The sequence below is a fragment of the Rhodomicrobium sp. R_RK_3 genome (genome assembly GCF_002198715.1).
Taxonomy (GTDB): Bacteria; Pseudomonadota; Alphaproteobacteria; order Rhizobiales; family Rhodomicrobiaceae; genus R-RK-3.
Genome location: NZ_MWLK01000016.1, coordinates 187,339 through 204,496 on the forward strand (window position 1 = coordinate 187,339; position 17,158 = coordinate 204,496).

Annotated in this window: 14 protein-coding genes; 11 read left to right on the forward strand and 3 right to left on the reverse strand. The window is 66.8% G+C overall.

Annotated elements, in window-relative coordinates; translation table 11 throughout:
• The first annotated feature begins 457 nt into the window (after positions 1-457).
• Complete coding sequence (locus tag BLEFHOIH_RS09245) at positions 458-1,075, forward strand: bifunctional 4-hydroxy-2-oxoglutarate aldolase/2-dehydro-3-deoxy-phosphogluconate aldolase (protein WP_088344626.1); 618 nt, start codon at positions 458-460, stop codon at positions 1,073-1,075.
• A 199-nt stretch (positions 1,076-1,274) separates the two neighbouring features.
• On the opposite strand, the gene BLEFHOIH_RS09250 is transcribed toward BLEFHOIH_RS09245, so the two are convergent.
• A complete protein-coding gene (locus BLEFHOIH_RS09250) occupies positions 1,275-2,216 on the reverse strand; it encodes a Tim44 domain-containing protein (RefSeq protein WP_088344627.1) in 942 nt (313 codons plus the stop codon).
• 329 nt (positions 2,217-2,545) lie between these two features.
• On the opposite strand from BLEFHOIH_RS09250, the gene BLEFHOIH_RS09255 reads away from it, so the two are divergent.
• The 10 genes from BLEFHOIH_RS09255 to BLEFHOIH_RS09300 all read left to right on the forward strand — a co-directional run bounded on the left by BLEFHOIH_RS09255 (position 2,546) and on the right by BLEFHOIH_RS09300 (position 13,700).
• Positions 2,546-3,235, forward strand: a complete 690-nt coding sequence (locus tag BLEFHOIH_RS09255) for a cysteine hydrolase (RefSeq protein WP_088344698.1) — start codon at positions 2,546-2,548, stop codon at positions 3,233-3,235.
• A 197-nt stretch (positions 3,236-3,432) separates the two neighbouring features.
• A complete protein-coding gene (locus tag BLEFHOIH_RS09260; protein WP_245296936.1) occupies positions 3,433-5,025 on the forward strand; it encodes a regulator in 1,593 nt (530 codons plus the stop codon).
• A gap of 423 nt (positions 5,026-5,448) precedes the next feature.
• Entirely contained in the window at positions 5,449-7,065 is a 1,617-nt protein-coding gene (locus BLEFHOIH_RS09265) for an ABC transporter substrate-binding protein (protein WP_088344629.1), read from the forward strand.
• 179 nt (positions 7,066-7,244) lie between these two features.
• The gene (locus BLEFHOIH_RS09270; RefSeq protein ID WP_088344631.1) at positions 7,245-8,258 is read left to right on the forward strand and encodes an ABC transporter permease; all 1,014 of its coding nucleotides are present in this window, start codon (positions 7,245-7,247) and stop codon (positions 8,256-8,258) included.
• Entirely contained in the window at positions 8,255-9,133 is an 879-nt protein-coding gene (locus BLEFHOIH_RS09275) for an ABC transporter permease (protein ID WP_088344633.1), read from the forward strand. The genes BLEFHOIH_RS09270 and BLEFHOIH_RS09275 overlap by 4 nt, the downstream gene beginning before the upstream one ends.
• A gap of 160 nt (positions 9,134-9,293) precedes the next feature.
• Positions 9,294-11,003: an ABC transporter ATP-binding protein gene (locus BLEFHOIH_RS09280; protein WP_088344635.1), complete on the forward strand. Its 1,710-nt coding sequence runs from the start codon at positions 9,294-9,296 to the stop codon at positions 11,001-11,003.
• A 14-nt stretch (positions 11,004-11,017) separates the two neighbouring features.
• Entirely contained in the window at positions 11,018-11,209 is a 192-nt protein-coding gene (locus tag BLEFHOIH_RS09285; RefSeq protein WP_088344637.1) for a DUF4089 domain-containing protein, read from the forward strand.
• Positions 11,210-11,212: 3 nt separating this feature from the next.
• Positions 11,213-12,604, forward strand: a complete 1,392-nt coding sequence (locus BLEFHOIH_RS09290; RefSeq protein WP_088344639.1) for an AtzE family amidohydrolase — start codon at positions 11,213-11,215, stop codon at positions 12,602-12,604.
• Positions 12,601-12,987, forward strand: a complete 387-nt coding sequence (gene hpxZ, locus BLEFHOIH_RS09295; RefSeq protein ID WP_088344641.1) for an oxalurate catabolism protein HpxZ — start codon at positions 12,601-12,603, stop codon at positions 12,985-12,987. Before BLEFHOIH_RS09290 ends, hpxZ begins: the two co-directional genes overlap by 4 nt.
• Complete coding sequence (locus BLEFHOIH_RS09300; protein ID WP_088344643.1) at positions 12,984-13,700, forward strand: GntR family transcriptional regulator; 717 nt, start codon at positions 12,984-12,986, stop codon at positions 13,698-13,700. Before hpxZ ends, BLEFHOIH_RS09300 begins: the two co-directional genes overlap by 4 nt.
• Positions 13,701-13,874: 174 nt before the next feature.
• On the opposite strand, the gene atzF is transcribed toward BLEFHOIH_RS09300, so the two are convergent.
• Together atzF and BLEFHOIH_RS09310 are read right to left on the reverse strand one after the other, a co-directional pair.
• Positions 13,875-15,668 (reverse strand): allophanate hydrolase, encoded by a 1,794-nt coding sequence (gene atzF / locus BLEFHOIH_RS09305; RefSeq protein ID WP_088344645.1) that lies wholly within the window; start codon positions 15,666-15,668, stop codon positions 13,875-13,877.
• Between the two features lie 123 nt (positions 15,669-15,791).
• A complete protein-coding gene (locus tag BLEFHOIH_RS09310; protein WP_210191844.1) occupies positions 15,792-17,060 on the reverse strand; it encodes a TAXI family TRAP transporter solute-binding subunit in 1,269 nt (422 codons plus the stop codon).
• Positions 17,061-17,158: the final 98 nt, after the last annotated feature.

The following is a 17,158-nucleotide window of genomic DNA, read 5'->3' on the forward strand; positions in this document are numbered from 1 at the left end:
CGGTGATAATTGCAAAATCAGTATTCAGAGACTTTCTTGCCGCGAGCCCGTTTTCATTACCTATCAATATTGCATGCTTTTTTCCCGTAGGCGCCCTGTGGCCAGGCTAGCCCACCAATAATAAGACCGCCTTCGGCTGCCAGCGCAAAGCGGGTAGACGGAGGCGGCTCAATAATGACAGGCACGAACTCTCCGTGCCCGGCCGCGCCTCTCGGCGTGGCAGGATGCAAGACTCTCCAATAGGCCCGCAGTGTAGTCGAGCCGAGGAAGAATGAATCGTGAAATCTATACACGAATTATTCTTGGCAGGTTTTAGGCGCTGCAGGTTGACGACGGCCTTGGCATGTCATGCGCGCTGCCGCCAAGGCGTCCAAAGTGTCGTTTGACCTCGACAGCGTACGGCGGCGCGTGGCAGTTTGGCGCCAGGATCAATCAAGCCTCGATGCGAGATAAAGCGATGACCAGCCTGGATCATCTGGCCGGCAAAGCCATCCCGGTCGTCCGGTTCGATGCCGCGTCCGATGCGCGCATCGCCGTGGACTGGCTGCGCGAAGGCGGCCTCACCATTTTCGAAATCACCGCAACGGTGCCAAATTTTACGGCGCTGATTGCCGAACTCGCCGCGCGCCCGGATCTGCTGATCGGGGCGGGGACCTTGCTCGACGCCGAGACCGCCGCCGCCGCCATCGAAGCGGGGGCGAAATTCCTGGTCTCGCCCTGCTTCGTCGCCGAAGTCGCGGAGGCGGGCGCCCGGGCGGCGCTGCCGGTTTTCCCCGGCGCGGCGACGCCGACCGAAGTGCTGAACGCCCACCGTGCCGGAGCGGCGGCCGTAAAAGTGTTCCCGGCCAAGCAGCTCGGCGGTCCGGGCTATATCAGCGCGCTGCGCAGCGTGTTTCCGCACATCCCGCTGATGCCGACCGGCGGCATCACCCTGGACGATGCCGGGGATTATCTCCGCGCCGGTGCGGTCGCGCTCGGCATGGGCGGCCAATTGGTGACGGTGGCCGACATCCGCGCCGGCCGCCGGGACGAGGTGGTGGCCCGCGCAGCGCGGCTGGCGGGGCTGAAGGCGTAGATTCAATTTGGTGGAGGCGTGGGCGCTGCCTCCGGGCACGACCCGAGGCGTACTCTTAAAGAGGTCAGCCAGACCCAATTTCTCGAATCCCGCGAAGGCGGGGATCGAGTATGCCGCAGCGTAAGCGTTTGGCAGAACGCCAATTTCGAGCTTGCGAATATGGATCCCCGCCTTTCGTGGGGATCCATCGCAACACGCCTTACGCCGCCTGCTGGATCGCCGAGAGCTGCCAGCCATCCTGGCGGGCGCGGTCGTCGCGGCGGAAGGTCCACAGCTCGGTGGCCTCGGTCGGATGGCTGCGGTCGCCGGAGACGACGTGGTTATCCTTGCGGTCCACCATCGCGTCGACCAGCGAGAAGCGCATCGCCACGGTGGCGTAATCGGAGCCGTTCTCGCGCCAGGCTTCGGACAGGTCGCCCTGCAGCAGCTTGACGTCGGAGATCTCGTTGCGCACGCCCTGCTGCGCGTTGTCGTGGAGCTCCTTGCTGAAATAGGAGAACATTTCCGGCGTGGTCTTGGAGCCGAGTTCCTCGGTGTCCTCGCGGCCATAGGCCAGTTGGATCTCGCCGAGCAGCCGCTCGAAGGAGTTGAAATCCTCCTCGCCGAGGGCAAGCGTCGCCGTGGACGGGGCAGCGCCGCCGCCCGCACCGAAGGAAGCCGGCGTCGTGCCGCCCTGTGGACGCCCGCCGGCGCCGTAGGTCGCGCGGGCGAGCGCGGGCTGGCTGCGGCTGCGGATGAAGGCGACCACCAGGTAGATGGCGCCCGCGATCAGCGCGAATTGCAGGACGAAGCCCAGAACGCTGGCGAGCGCGCCGAAGCCGAAAATGCCCGCGAGACCGGCGGCGAACAGGCCGCCGAGCAGCAGGCCGCGAAACCCGCCGAAGCGCGAGGGCTGAGCCACGCCGGTCTGCGCGCCCGGCTGCGCCGACTGTGCCCCTGGCGACGGCTTTTGCGTCATCGACCGCTCGATCGGCGCCGCTTTCGGGGCGGTGGTGGTGGCGGGCGGCGCGGTATAGGTCCGGCCGGCGCGGCTGCCAAAGCTCCCGCCGCGCCCAAGGCGCGCTTCGGCCGTGTCGGCCGTAACCATGGCGAGCCCCGTCGCCAGGCCAAGCGCTGCGACGGTCAAACGTGGGAATGACATGCGAACCCCTTTTGTCGGGCGCGAGCCGGCCGAAGGGCCGCCGCGCTAAGCGTGATATAGGGAGGGCTGACGCATATGTCACCTCGCTTGCTCTGCGTCTAAGCTTTCCTGACCTCATTCCTTGCGTGCACTCGGCCGTCGCCCCGCCCAACGGCAATGGATGCGACATTTCTGCTCGTAATTTAGGCAACGCGGGCCGCCGCCGCGCGCGGCCATTTCGCCGGTGATTGATCTGTCAGCATTATTTCCGCCGCGCCGGTGAGCGACGCCGCGGCACCGCTTGGCATGGCGTTTGCTTCGACCCGATGGGGGAATATGGGAGCGCTGCCATGCCTGTCCTGACCATTCATGCGCAACCGGCACCGATCAGCCTCGATCCGGCCAGGCTGGCGCTGGTCATCATCGACATGCAGCGCGATTTCCTCGAAGCGGGCGGTTTCGGCGAAGCGCTCGGCAATGACGTCTCCCAGCTCCGGCGCATCGTTCCGGCCTGCGCGGCGCTGCTCAGCCATCTGCGCGCCGCCGGCATCCCGATCATCCACACCCGCGAGGGCCACCGCCCCGACCTGTCCGACGCGCCGCGCGCCAAGGTGGAACGCGGCGCGCCGTCCCTGCGCATCGGCGATGACGGCCCGATGGGGCGCATCCTCATTCGCGGCGAGGCCGGGCACGACATCGTCGCCGAGCTGGCGCCGCTCTCCGGCGAGCCGTTGGTCGATAAGCCCGGCAAGGGCGCCTTCTACCAGACCGACCTCGATCTGATGCTGCGCAATGGCGGCATCGACACGCTGCTTGTCTGCGGCGTCACGACGGAGGTCTGCGTCCATACCACTATCCGCGAGGCCAACGATCGCGGCTATCGCTGCATCGCGGTCGCCGATTGCTGCGCGTCGTATTTCCCTGAGTTCCATGAAGTCGGCCTGAAGATGATTTCCGCTCAGGGCGGCATCTTCGGCTGGGTCGCAGAGTCGGGAGCAATTTTCAGCGCCTTGGACGAGGCGGGCGCTTTGAGCCGGTAACGCGCGGGCAGCGCTTCTCTTTTCGTCGTCCCGGACGACGCGCAGCGCCGAGCCGGGACCCAATGGCCCCTCCGCGAGCACTGCGGCAAGAGGAGAGGCGAGTAGGCCCCGGCTCTGACGGCCGGGGCGACGAGATGGAAACGCTTAGGACATAAACCGGGCGCCGTATCGGCGCCGCAAAGCGAGTGGGGTGGAGCATGGCAAGGCAGGCAGGCACGGCGCCGGCACTCTGGACGCCCGGCGACTGGAACGCATTCTTCGGCTTCGGCACCAATATCCTCGTCAATATGCTGGTGCTGACCGGCCTCCTCCGCTTCGTGCTGAAGCTGCCCGACGATCTCGTCTTCGGCCGCATCCTGCCGGCGCTCGGGCTGATGATGTTCCTCTCCACCGGCTATTACGCCTGGCTCGCTTACCGCCTCGCCAGAAACACCGGCCGCAGCGATGTCTGCGCCCTGCCCTCGGGCGTCAGCGTCCCGCATATGTTCGTCGTCACCTTCGTCATCATGCTGCCGATCCTCGCCCGCACCGGCGACCCGGTCAAAGCCTGGGAAGCCGGACTCGTCTGGGTGTTCTTCCAGAGCTTCATCCTGATGATCGGTGGGTTCGTCGCGCCCTATATCCGCAAGATCACGCCGCGCGCCGCCCTGCTCGGCACGCTCGCCGGCGTCTCGGTCGCCTTCATCTCCATGCGGCCGGCCATGGAGATCTACACCACCCCCGCCATCGGCCTGACCTGCTTCGCCATTATCCTGGCGAGCTGGTTCGGCGGCGTGCGCTATCCACGCGGCATTCCCGCCGGGCTGGTCGCCATCGCGGTCGGCATGGTGATCGCCTGGGGCGCGGCGCTGCTCGGCCTCGGCGTCGGCGGCATGGGGCTCGGCAAGCTGGCGGATTCATTTGCCAATTTCGGCTTCTCCGTGCCGCTGCCGGCGGTCGACCACGTCTTCTCCGGCTTCGAATTCCTCGGCATCATCCTGGTGACGGCCATCCCCTTCGGCGTCTACGACCTCGTCGAGGCCATGGACAATGTCGAAAGCGCGGAAGCGGCAGGCGACCATTACCCGACCACCCGCGTGCTCACCGCCGACGGCGTCGTCAGCCTGATCGGCTGCCTGATGGGCAACCCCTTCATCAACGCCGTCTATATCGGCCATCCCGGCTGGAAGGCGATGGGCGGCCGCATCGGCTATTCCGCCGCGACAGGCCTGATGGTCATCGTGATGACCTGGTTCGGCATCATCTCGCTGCTGCTGGCACTCATCCCGGTCGTCGCGATCTCGCCGATCCTGCTCTATATCGGCATGCTGATCGGCGCGCAGGCCTTCCAGACCACGCCCATCAAGCACGCCCCTGCCATCGTGCTGGCGCTGACGCCGCATCTGGCCGCCTGGGCCAAGGTGCAGATCGACGGCGCGCTGGCGGCGGCGGGCACCAATGCCGCCACCGTCGGGCTGGACAAGCTCGGCAATGTCGGCGTGCTCTATCACGGGCTCGAATTGATGGGCGGCGGCGCGATCCTCACCGGGCTGGTGCTGGGGGCCATCGGCGTCTTCGTCATCGAGAAGGATTTCGTCAAGGCCGCCGCCTTCGCGCTGGCGGGAGCGGTGCTGACCTTCTTCGGCTTCATGCATGGCGAGGCGGTCGGCATCGGCGCCGGTTATGGGGTCACGCCCTCGATCACGCTCGGCTATCTGATGGTGGCGGGCGTGTTCCTGGCCTGCGACCGCCTGCAGCGCGCGGAGGAAGGCCAGACCGAGCCCAGCGCGCAGCCCGCCGCCGCTGAGTGACGGGCGGCTGAACAAGAACGCCTTTTTCCGAAATCCCCGCGGAGGCGGGGATCTAGTACACCGCAGCCTTTCGGTCATCCGCTAGGGTCGCCTGCGGCTTTGCCCTTTACTGGATCCCCGCTTTCGCGGGGATTTCGTCTGAGTGCGTGGCGGCGGACTGATCTCATTGGATCGCCCTTTGTACCGGCAGTGCCGGTCCGCCGTCTCTCGGCGCCCCCTATCCCCCACATCCCTCACCCCTAGTGCGAGCGCCGCTCGTGCCTATTCCCTGCGCTTGCTGCAAATTTTGTATGCAATCCTGTATGCAATATTCAATGCCTTCGACGTCCGAACCCGCTCCCACGCCCGAATTGCTAGTCCACCCCTCCTGGCACGGCTCTTGCAATTCTCTCTGTTGCGTAAGGTCAGCCGAGGGGCCCAAAAATGAAGCGACGCGATTTCCTGAAGACCGCAACAGCCACCGCCGCCGTCAGCCTGCTTCCAGCCCCCGCGATCCGAACCGCCTGGAGCCAGTCGCGCCAGGAGACGCTGCTGTTCCTGACCGAAAGCGGTCCGAACAATTTCGACATTCACGGCGTCGGCACCAACCGTCCCGGCTACGAAGTCTCCTGGAACTGCTATGACCGGCTGATGAGTTACGGCTCGAAAACGCTGCCCGACGGCACGCTGTCCTATGACCGCGACAAGCTGGTGCCGGAACTGGCCGAGGAATGGACGGCGGGCGACATGTCGGCGACCTTCAAGCTGCGCAAGGACGCCAAATTCCACGACGGCACGCCGATCACGGCGAAGGACGTGAAATGGTCCTTCGACCGCGCGGTGACGGTCGGCGGCTTCCCGACCTTCCAGATGAAGGCCGGCTCGCTGGAGAAGCCGGAGCAGTTCGTCGCCGTCGACGACCACACGTTCCGCGTCGATTTCCTGCGCAAGGACAAGCTGACCATGCCGGACCTCGCCGTCATCGTGCCGGCGGTCTACAACTCCGAGCTGATCAAGAAGAACGCCACCGAAAAGGACCCCTGGGGGCTCGAATATACCAAGGTCAACACGGCGGGCGGCGGCGCGTATAAGGTCACCCGCTCCCAGGCCGGCACCGAGGTCGTCTATGAGCGCTTCGAGGAATGGAAATCCGGGCCGCTGCCCAAGATCAAGCGCGTGATCTGGCGCATGGTACCCTCCGCCGGCAACCGCCGGGCGCTGATCGAGCGCGGCGACGCCGACATCTCCTTCGACCTGCCGTCCAAGGACTTTGCCGAGCTGAAGGCGGCGGGCAAGGTCAACGTGACTTCGACGCCGATCGGCAACGGCATCTGGTATCTCGGCATGAACGTCAAGAAGGCGCCCTTCGACAACGTCAAGGTGCGCCAGGCCGTCGCCTATATCCTGCCCTATCAGAAGATCATGGACGCGGTGATGTTCGGCCTCGCCAAGCCGATGTACGGCGCGGCCAGCAATTCAGCTTCCGCGCCGGTCTGGCCGCAGCCGCACGGCTACAAGCCGGAGATCGAGAAGGCCAAGGCGCTGCTCGCCGAAGCCGGCATGGCGAACGGTTTTGAGACCACGCTCTCCTTCGATCTCGGCCTCGGCGTCATCGGCGAGCCGGTCAGCGTGCTGATCCAGGAGAGCCTGGCTTCCATCGGCATCAAGGCGACCATCAACAAGATCCCTGGCGCGAACTGGCGCGGCGAACTGGTCAAGAAGGAGCTGCCGATGATCGTCAACTTCTTCTCGGGCTGGCTCGACTATCCGGAATATTTCTTCTTCTGGGCCTATCACGGCCAAAACGCCGTCTTCAACACGATGAGCTACCAGGACGCCGCCATGGACGCCCTGATTGACGGCGCGCGCAAAGCCGCCGCCGAGGGCGACGCCGCCGCCTACGAGACGGACGTGAAGGGCTTCATCGACAAGGCGTTCGCCGAGGTGCCGCGCGTGCCGCTGTTCCAGCCGTATTTGAACGTCGCGATGCAGAAGACCATCACCGGCTACCAATACTGGTTCCACCGCCAGCTCGACTACCGCACGCTCGTCAAGGGGTGAGCTGTCAGAGCGGGACCGGATTGGAGGCCGTCAATGCAGTCTTCAGACGAAATCCCCGCGAAGGCGGGGACCCAGTACGCCGCAGCATCCGAGGTCAGGCAGAGCGCCAGTCCTGAGTTTGTAAATACTGGATCCCCGCCTTCGCGGGGATTTCGGTCGCGATCCGAGGAAGCCGCTCCATGCTGATGATGGTGCTGAAACGCCTTGCGACGACCATCCCGAGCCTGATCGGCGTGGTCATCGTCACCTTCCTTCTGACGCGGGCGCTGCCGGGCGATCCCGCCGCCTATTTCGCCGGGGCAGCGGCCACCCCTCAGGCCGTCGAGGAGGTGCGCAAGCAGCTCGGCCTCGACCAGCCCTTGCCGCTGCAATTCGTCCGCTATGTCGGCGACCTCGCGCAAGGCGATCTCGGCACTTCGCTGACCACCGGCCAGCGCGTCTCAGCCGACATCGCCGCGCGCCTGCCCGCCTCCGCCGAGCTGACGCTGCTCGGCCTGTTGTTCTCGCTCTCCATCGCCGTGCCGCTCGGCGTCTTCGCGGCGCTGAAGCCGGGCTCGCTGATCGACCATGCCTGCCGCGTCATCGCCACGGCGGGCGTCTCCCTGCCGGTGTTCTTCACCGGGCTGATCCTGGTCTATGTGTTCTATTACCTGCTCGGCTGGGCGCCCGCCCCGCTCGGCCGCCTTGACATCTTCTTCAGCGCACCGCCAACCGTCACCGGCTTCTACCTCATCGACAGCCTGCTGGCCGGCGACGGCGAGGTGTTCTGGGCCGCGCTGAAGCAGCTCGTGCTGCCGGTTTTGACGCTCGGCATCTTCTCCATCGCGCCGATCGCCCGCATCACCCGCGCCTCGATGCTGGCGGTGCTGTCCTCGGAGTTCGTCCGCACCGCGCGGGCGAGCGGCCTCGCGCCGTCGACCGTCGTCATCACCTATGCGCTGCGCAACGCCCTGCTGCCGGTCGTGACGACGCTCGGCATGGTGTTCTCCTTCCTCCTCGGCGCGAACGTGCTGGTCGAGAAGGTTTTCGCCTGGCCGGGCATCGGCTCCTATGCGGTGGAGGCGCTGATCGCCTCCGACTTCGCGCCGGTGCAAGGCTTCGTGCTGACCATGGCCGTGCTCTATGTGGCGCTCAATCTGATGATCGACATTCTCTACCGGGTGATCGATCCGCGCGTGAGGATCGAAGCATGAGCGACATGACCGCCAGCCAGCAGACCGGCTTCGCCGCCGGCCTCGCCCATGCGCGCTACGTGCTCGCCGCCAATCCGGTGACGGGCTTCGCCTTCGGCCTCTTCGTGCTGATCGTAATCGCGGCGGCGTTCGGGCCGTATATCGTGCCCTACGATCCGCTCGCCAGCGACACTGCCGCCGCACTGCAACCGCCCTCCGCCGTCCACTGGTTCGGCACCGACCAGCTCGGCCGCGACGTCTTCAGCCGCGTCATCGTCGCGACCCGGCTCGACTTCCTGATCGCCGTCACCTCGGTCGTGCTGGTCTTCCTGATGGGCGGCCTCGCGGGCGTCGCGGCCGGCTTCTTCGGCGGCTGGACCGACCGCATCTTCAGCCGCCTCGCCGACACCATCATGGCCTTCCCGCTGTTCGTGCTGGCGATGGGCATCGTCGCCGCGCTCGGCAACGAGGTGGAAAACATCGTCCTCGCCACCGCGATCGTCAATTTCCCGCTCTACGTCCGCATCGCCCGCGCGGAAGCCAATGTCCGGCGCGATGCGGGCTACGTGCAGGCCGCGCGGCTGTCGGGCAACAGCGAGGCGCGCATCCTGCTGGGCCATATCCTGCCGAACATCATGCCGATCATGGTGGTGCAGATGTCGCTGACCATGGGCTACGCCATCCTGAACGCCGCCGGGCTCTCCTTCATCGGCCTCGGCGTCCGCCCGCCGACGCCCGAATGGGGCATTCTCGTCGCGGAAGGCGCGGGCTTCATGGTCTCCGGCGAATGGTGGATCTCCTTCTTCCCCGGCCTCGCGCTGATGGTCGCCGTGTTCTGCTTCAACCTGCTGGGCGACGGCCTCCGCGACATCGTCGATCCGCAGCGCCGCACCTAGAGGGGATAGGTTTGGATGGAATCAATGCACCCCTCAGATGAAATCCCCGCGAAGGCGGGGATCCAGTACGCCGCAGCGCAAGCGGTGAAGCTGAGAGCGAATATCGAGTTTGTGAATACTGGATCCCCGCCTTCGCGGGGATTTCGGAAAGGAGCCGTCCATGACCGCGATCCCTCTGCTTGACATCCGCGATCTGACGGTGGAATTCGAAACAAGGCGTGGGACGGTGCAGGCCGTCAAACAGATCGACATCTCCGTCGCAAAGGGCGAGACGCTGGCCATCGTCGGCGAGTCCGGCTCGGGCAAATCCGTCACCTCCTACGCGGTGATGCGCATCCTCGACCGCGCGGGCAAGATCGCCGCCGGCTCGGTGACGTTCTCCGGCGTCGATCTCGGCGCCGCGAGCGAGAAGGCCATGCGCGACCTGCGCGGCCGCGAAATCTCGATGGTGTTCCAGAACCCGCGCGCGGCGCTGAACCCCATCCGCAAGGTCGGCCACCAGATCGAGGACGTCCTGCGCGAGCACGCGCTCGCCGGCTCCGACACCGCCAAGGCGATGGCCATCGACATCCTCGCCAAGGTGCGCATCGCCAACCCCGAGGAGCGCTATCACGCCTATCCGTTCGAGCTGTCCGGCGGCATGTGCCAGCGCGTCGTCATCGCCCTGGCGCTCGCCTGCCGTCCGCAACTGCTGATCGCCGACGAGCCGACCACCGGCCTCGACGTCACCACGCAAAAGACCGTCATGGACCTGATGACCGAGCTGACGCGCGAGCGCGGCATGTCCACGATCCTGATCACCCACGATCTCGGCCTCGCCGCCGCTTATTGCGACCGCGTCGTGGTGATGGAGAAGGGGCATGTGGTGGAAACGGCGTCGTCCAAGACCATCTTCAAGGCCCCCGCGCACGCCTATACGCGCAAGCTGATGCGGGCAACGCCGCGGATCGGCGCGACGCTGCATGATCTGCTGCCCGAGGACAGCCCGAACGGTGCGGCCAAGCCCACGCCCGCTAAGACCAACGGCGCCGCCCCCACCAACGAGCCGCTGCTGCTGGTCGAAAATCTGGTGAAGGAATATCCGCGCAAGAACGGCGCGGGCGTCTTCGCCACGCTGTTCCGGCGCAAGAGCGCGGAGGCGCTGCCGCCGTTCCGCGCCGTCGACGGCATCAGCTTTTCCATCGCGCGCGGCGAGAGCGTCGGACTGGTCGGCGAATCCGGCTGCGGCAAGTCCACCACCTCGACCATGGTCATGCGCCTGATCGACGCCACCGGCGGCCGTATCCTGTTCGACGGCGACGACATCGGCCAGATCCCGGCGCGGCGTTTTGCCCGCCTGCCGCAGCGCAAGCGCATCCAGATGGTGTTCCAGGACGCCAGCGACAGCCTCAACCCGCGCTTCACCGCCGAGCGCGCCATCGCCGACCCCATCCTCCAGCTCGGCGAGGAAAAAGGCGCCGCCGCCATCCGCGCCCGCTGCGAGGAACTGGCGCGGCAAGTCGGCCTGCCGCTGGAACTGCTCGGCCGCTTCCCGCACCAGCTCTCCGGCGGCCAGAAGGCGCGCGTCGGCATCGCCCGCGCCATCGCCCTGCGCCCCAGCCTCGTCATCCTCGACGAGCCGACCGCCGCGCTCGACGTTTCCGTGCAGGCGGTGGTGCTCAACCTCTTGCAGGAGTTGAAGGATGAGCTCGGCATGAGCTATCTCTTCGTCTCGCACGACCTGAATGTCGTGCGCCTGCTCTGCGACCGTGTGATCGTGATGCGCGGCGGCGTCATCGTCGAGCAAGGCCCGTCCGAGCAGGTGATGTCGGCGCCGCAGCACGATTATACGCGCGCGCTGCTTTCGGCCATTCCGCATCCGCCGATGTGAGGCGAGGGAGAGAGATGAGCGAGATCGACGATAAGGGGCTCGACGCCATGATCGAGGCGGGGGCGAAGGCGCTGGATTTGCCGATCGATGCCTCGCGGCTGCCGGCCATCCGCGCCAATCTCAAGGTCACGCTCGGCCATGGCGCGCTGGTCGCCGGCTTCGCCCTGCCGGACGAGTCCGAACCCGCTCCGATTTTCAGGGCCTGAGCCATGACCGATTGGGATACAGCCGGAGTCATTGCGCGCGCCGTCAACGCCGGGGACACCACCGCCGTCGCCGTGACGGAGGCGGCGCTGGCGCGGATCGCTGCGGGCAACGGGCAGCTCAACGCCTTTACCGCGATCACGGCGGACCGGGCGCTGGCCAAGGCGCGCGCCGTCGATGAGAACCGCGCCGCGCAGGCAACGCCGCTGCCGCTGGCGGGCGTGCCCTTCGCGGTCAAGAACCTGTTCGATGTCGCCGGACTCCCTACGCTGGCAGGCTCCAAAATCAACCGCGACCGCGTGCCCGCGACGGCCGATTCCCCGCTGATCCAGCGGCTCGAAGCCTCCGGCGCCGTCCTCGTCGGCGCGCTGAACATGGGCGAATACGCCTATGATTTCACCGGCGAGAACGTGCATGACGGACCTTCGCGCAATCCGCATGACCCGTCGCGCATGTCCGGCGGCTCGTCCGGGGGAAGCGGCACGGCGGTCGCGGCGGGCTTCGTGCCGCTGGCGCTCGGCTCCGACACCAATGGCTCGATCCGGGTGCCGTCCTCCTTCTGCGGTTTGTTCGGGCTGAAGCCGACCTATGGTCGGCTGTCGCGGGCGGGCAGCTTCCCCTTCGTCGCGAGCCTCGACCATCTCGGCCCCCTGGCGCGCTCGGCGCTCGACCTCGCCCTGGCCTATGACGCCATGCAGGGCTATGACCCCGGCGATCCCGCCTGCGCCGACCGCCCCGCCGAGCCGACTGTTTCCCTGCTCGAGCAAGGCGCGGAGGGCCTGCGCATTGCCGTCGCGGGCGACTGGTTCAAGCGCGGGGCCTATCCGGAGGCGCTGACGGCATTGGAAACCGTTGCCAACGCGTTGGGCGTGACCCAGGAGATCATCATCCCCGAGGCCGAACGCGCCCGCAGCGCCGCCTATGTCATCACCGCGACCGAAGGCGCCGCCCTGCATCTGGATCGCCTGCGCCATCGCGCTGCCGATTTCGACCCCGCCGTCCGCGACCGCCTGACCGCCGGCGCACTGATCCCCGCGCCGCTGGTCGCCGAGGCGCAGAAATTCCGGCGCTGGTATCGCGACGCGGTGCTGAAACTGTTCGAGAGCGTCGACATCATCCTGGCGCCGGCAACCCCCTGCACCGCGCCGCTGATCGGCCAGCAGAGTTTCGTCATCGACGGCGTCGAGCTGCCGGTGCGCCCGAATATCGGCCTCTATACGCAGCCGATCTCCTTTATCGGCCTGCCGGTGGTCGCCGTGCCGGTGCCGCTGAAGCCGCTGCCGATCGGCGTGCAGATCATCGCCGCCCCCTGGCGTGAAGACCTGGCGCTCCGCACGGCCCACGCCCTCGAACAAGCCGGCATCGCCGCCGCGCCCCGGCCGATGGAGAACGCATGATCGTCGATCTGCCCGAGATCGTGGCCGAGGTCCGCGCAGCCTTCGAGCGCTACGAACAAGCGCTCGTCAGCAACGACGTGCAGACGCTCGACTCCTTGTTCCGCGACGATCCGCGCACCATCCGCTATGGCGGCGGCGAAAACCTCTATGGCTTTGCCGAGATCGCCGCCTTCCGCGCGGGGCGCTCGCCCGAGGGCCTCGCCCGCGACCTGTCGCGCACCGTCATCACCACCTATGGCCGCGACTTCGCCATCGCCTCGACGCTGTTTCACCGCGCCGCCAATTCCGGCAAGATCGGGCGGCAAATGCAGAGCTGGGTGAAATTCGACGGCGAATGGAAGATCGTCGCCGCCCATGTGAGCCTCATTGACCGGACCGGATGAAGCCTTCCCCCGCTGACCTGACCATCCGTAAAAAGCGTGAGCGCAAGCCGGCCGAGCGCGGCGCGCCGGGCGCGGCGAAGACGCTGGCCGAGCGGTTGCGCCTGCGGATTTCCGACGAGATCGTGCGCGGCGCCCTGGCGCCCGGCAGCACGCTGGATGAGATGGAGCTGGCCAAGCGCTTCGGCGTCTCCCGCACCCCGGTGCGCGAGGCGATCCGCCTGCTCGCCGCGAGCGGTCTGGTCGACGCGCGGCCCCATCGCAGCGCGGTGGTCGCCCGGCCGGACCGGCATCAGCTCGTCGGCATGTTCGAGGCGCTGGGCGAATTGGAGATGATCTGCGCGGGGCTCTCCGCCGAGCGCATGACCGAGGCCGAGCGCAGCAAGCTGGAGCGGCTGCACGTGGCGCTGCTGGCGCCGGTCCGGCAGGGCGACACGCTGCGCTATTATGAGCTGAACATCCCGTTCCACCTCGCCATTTATGCCGGCACGCATAACGCCTATCTGGAAAAGATCACCACCGAGACGCGCTCGCGCATCGCCCCTTTCAGCCGGGCGCAGTTCACGACGATGGGCCGGCTGGCAGAGTCCTACAGCGAGCATGAGGCGATCGTGAAGGCGATCATCTCCGGCCGCCGCGCCGAGGCCGCCGCCGCCATGGGCTGCCACATCGAAACGGTGCACGCGGCCTATGAGACGTTTTTGCAGGGCGTTTGATAAGGGTCTGATGAGATCGGACGGACCCAATCTCGAAATCCCCGCGAAGGCGGGGATCCAGTACGCCGCAGCGCAAGCGGTTGTTCAGAAGCCTAAATTCGAGTTTGTGAATACTGGATCCCCGCCTTCGCGGGGATTTCGTTGGTTTTGGGAGGCGGCCAGACCAATCCAATCTCAGCCCGCGTGGGCAAGTGACGCCAGAAACGCCCGCCAGCCGCCGAAATGCGTGATGTCCTCGGCATTGGCGACGGCTTCGGTCTCGGCAAGGAAGCCTTTGACCTGACGGCCATCGGCGAGGCTGATCGTCCCGATGGCCATCGGCGAGGGCACCGAAGCGACGAAACGGCCGAAATTCTCAAAACTCAGCGCCCACAGTTCGAGCGCGATCGATGCGCCGCCGCCATGCGGGACGCGGATGAGGCCGGGTTTCTCCGGCCGCGTCTCGAGCGCGAAAAGTCGGTAAATCTCGGCGGTCGCGGCTTCTTCAAGGAAGCGGGCTCCCAAATCCTTCAACTCGTGATTGAGCGGCAGGCCGGACAGATGCGCCCCCACGACCGCCACCGCGACTTCGCCCGCGCGCAGGCCGGCGGATGGCGAAGGCAGCGGCTCCGGCTGAATGCCGAGCGCGCCGAGCGGCAGGCCGGTTTGGGCGTGGAAGACGCTGGCGAGGCTGGCCAATTCAGCGTCGCGCCCGGCGGGGGCGAGGAAGGTCACGCCATGCGCGCGGCCGTCGGCGCCGATGCTGGCGGGAACGGCGAAACCGGCCATGTCGAGCAGGTTGACGAAATTGGTGTAGGTGCCGAGCCGCGTGTTCAGCCCGACCGGCTCCGCCTCCAGCTCGGCCAAGGTGACGGGACCGGGGATGGTCGGCACCATGAGCGCGTCGATATCGCGGAAGGTCTGGCCGGCTTCGCGCGCGATTTCCCGCAAGCTGTAGATGGCCCGGAAGGTCTCGACGGCGGATTTTGCCGCGCCCTGGCCGATGATCGCCTTGGTGATCGGATGCACCGTGTCCGGATGCGCCTCGATGAAATCCCAGACGGCGGCGGTGCGCTCGGCGACCCAGGGCCCGTGATAGAGCAGAGCCGCCGCGTCGAAGAACGGCGTCAGGTCGATCTCGGCAAGGCTCGCGCCCATGATGCGCAGCCGTTCGACGCCCGCGCGGAACGAGCCCTCCGCATCCGCATCGCCGAAGAAATACAGATCCTGCGCCCTCGGAATGCCGACGCGCAATCCCGGCGGGATGGCGCCCATGACACCGAGCGGGAGCGCCCGCGAATAGGCATCGGCCGCGTCGAACCCGGCCATCACCTGCAGGGCGCCGAAGGCATCCGCCGCCGTCAGCGCGAAAATCGAAATGCAGTCGAGCGAGCGGCAGGCCGGCACGACGCCGGAGCCGGGCATCAGGCCGAGGCTCGGTTTCAGCCCGGCGATGTTGTTCAGCCCGGCGGGCACCCGCCCGGAGCCCGCCGTATCGGTCCCGAGCGCCAGCGGCACGATGCCCCGCGCCACGGCCACCGCCGAGCCGGAACTCGATCCGCCTGGGATCAGATCGGCGCGCAAGGCGTTGCGCGGCACGCCGTAAGGCGAGCGCGCGCCGACAAGGCCTGTCGCGAATTGATCCAGATTGGTCTTGCCGATAATCAGCGCGCCGGCCGCCCTGAGCCGCGCCACCGCTGTAGCGTCCTTGTCAGGCAGGTAGGAGAATCCCGGACAAGCGGCGGTCGTCGGCAGGCCGGCGACGTCGATATTGTCCTTCACCGCGACGGGGACGCCGTAGAGCGGCAGATCGCGGCCATCGCCGAGCGCCTCGGCCTCGGCGACCAGATCGGCTTCATCGCGCAGGGTGATGAAGATGGCCGGATCGGCGGCGGCTTCAAGGCGGGCGAAGCTGCGCCTGATCGTGTCACGCGGAGAAAGGCTGCCCGACCGGTGCGCGGCGGCAAGATCTGTCGCTGTCTCTGTCATGAAGCTCCGCTCGCGGCAAGACGCAGAATGAGGCCAGGGGCCATCCCGGAAGCTCCAAGATAGCTTTGGGCCTATGTCCGCGCAAGGCGATGCGCGCTTATGCGGCGGCGCGGCGGCGCCGGCTCATTTCGCCTGCGACTTCTTCCAGGCGTCGTAGGCCTGCAGCAGTTTCAGGCGCGCTTCCTCGTCGCCGCCGGCCGCCTTGCCGCCGGAGGTCTCGGTCAGGAAACGCTCGAAGGCGGCACGGTCGCCGTCGGACTTGCCGGGAGAGGCGGTGGTCGCGACGGCGCGCCTCAGCCAGTCCTCGGCGGCGGGGAAGCGCGTCCAGGCGGGCACCTTGGCGACGAGATTGACCTCCTGCCATTTCGGGTGCCGGGGCGGCTTTTGCAGTTGCTCGAAATTGGTGAAGAACAGATCGACGAAGCGGGCGACCTTGTTGTAGCGCCAATGACCCGGCTCCCAGCCGTAGACCACCATCACCGCGCCGACCGCGATGGTCTCGACCCTGGCGTCGGCGGCGATCAGGTTCGGGTAGTCCCTGGCGGTCAGCGTGCTCGGGAAATAGATCTCGCTCAGTTCCAGGCTCGGCGGCACGGCCAAGAACCTGACCTTGTCCTCGGGTTTCAGCCCGTCATAGAGTTTTGCCGGCTTGCCGTAGACGCCGATGCAGGCGGCGATCTCGCCCTGTTTCAGCTTCTCGAGCGCAATGGCCGGGTCGTCATAGACCGGCTCGACCTTGATCTTCAGCAGGTCGAAGACGATCGAGGCGGTGATGGCGATGCCGCTGCCCTGGGTGCCGAAATTCACCTTCTGGCCGCGCAGGTCCTCGAGCTTGCGGATGTCGGCGCGGGCCAGCAGATGAAACTCCTCATTGTAGAGTTTCGTGATGTATTGCAGCCGGTTGACGGCGTCGGGAAGCAGGCCCCGCTTCTTGATATAGGCCAGCACGTCGGATTGCACGATGCCGAGATCGATGCCGCGCACCTTCATGATGTCCTCGACATTTTGCATCGAGCCCTTGCCGAGCACGGCCAGGATGCGCAGCTTGCCCGGGCTGTCGAGCAGGCTGCTGAGGTCGGAGGCGAACTGGATATAGGTGCCCGACACGGTGCCGGTGACGATGCCGACGGTATTGTCGTTGATGTCGACGGGCTGGGCTGTGGTGGTCGGCGACGGCTGCGCGTAGGCGGCCGGCAGGCAGGCGGCGAGGGCGAGGCAGGTAGCGGCGACGGCGCGGAGCCAACGGCGCGCCTTCGAGAGAGCGTGACGGTCGCAGGCTTTTGATCCAATCCGCAGACAAGTCCCCTCTCCCGTGGCGAGAGGGCTAGGGTGAGGGGTTCGTGCCTTAGCCGTGAGGTAACAACCCCTCACCCGGCGCACTTCGCGCGCCACCCTCTCCCCATGGAGAAGGTTGCGTAAGTCGCCAGCGCTTGGCCCGAAAGCGTTTGGCGGGGTCTTTGCGACTGGGTAGGCTTCCGCGGCCGGCACTG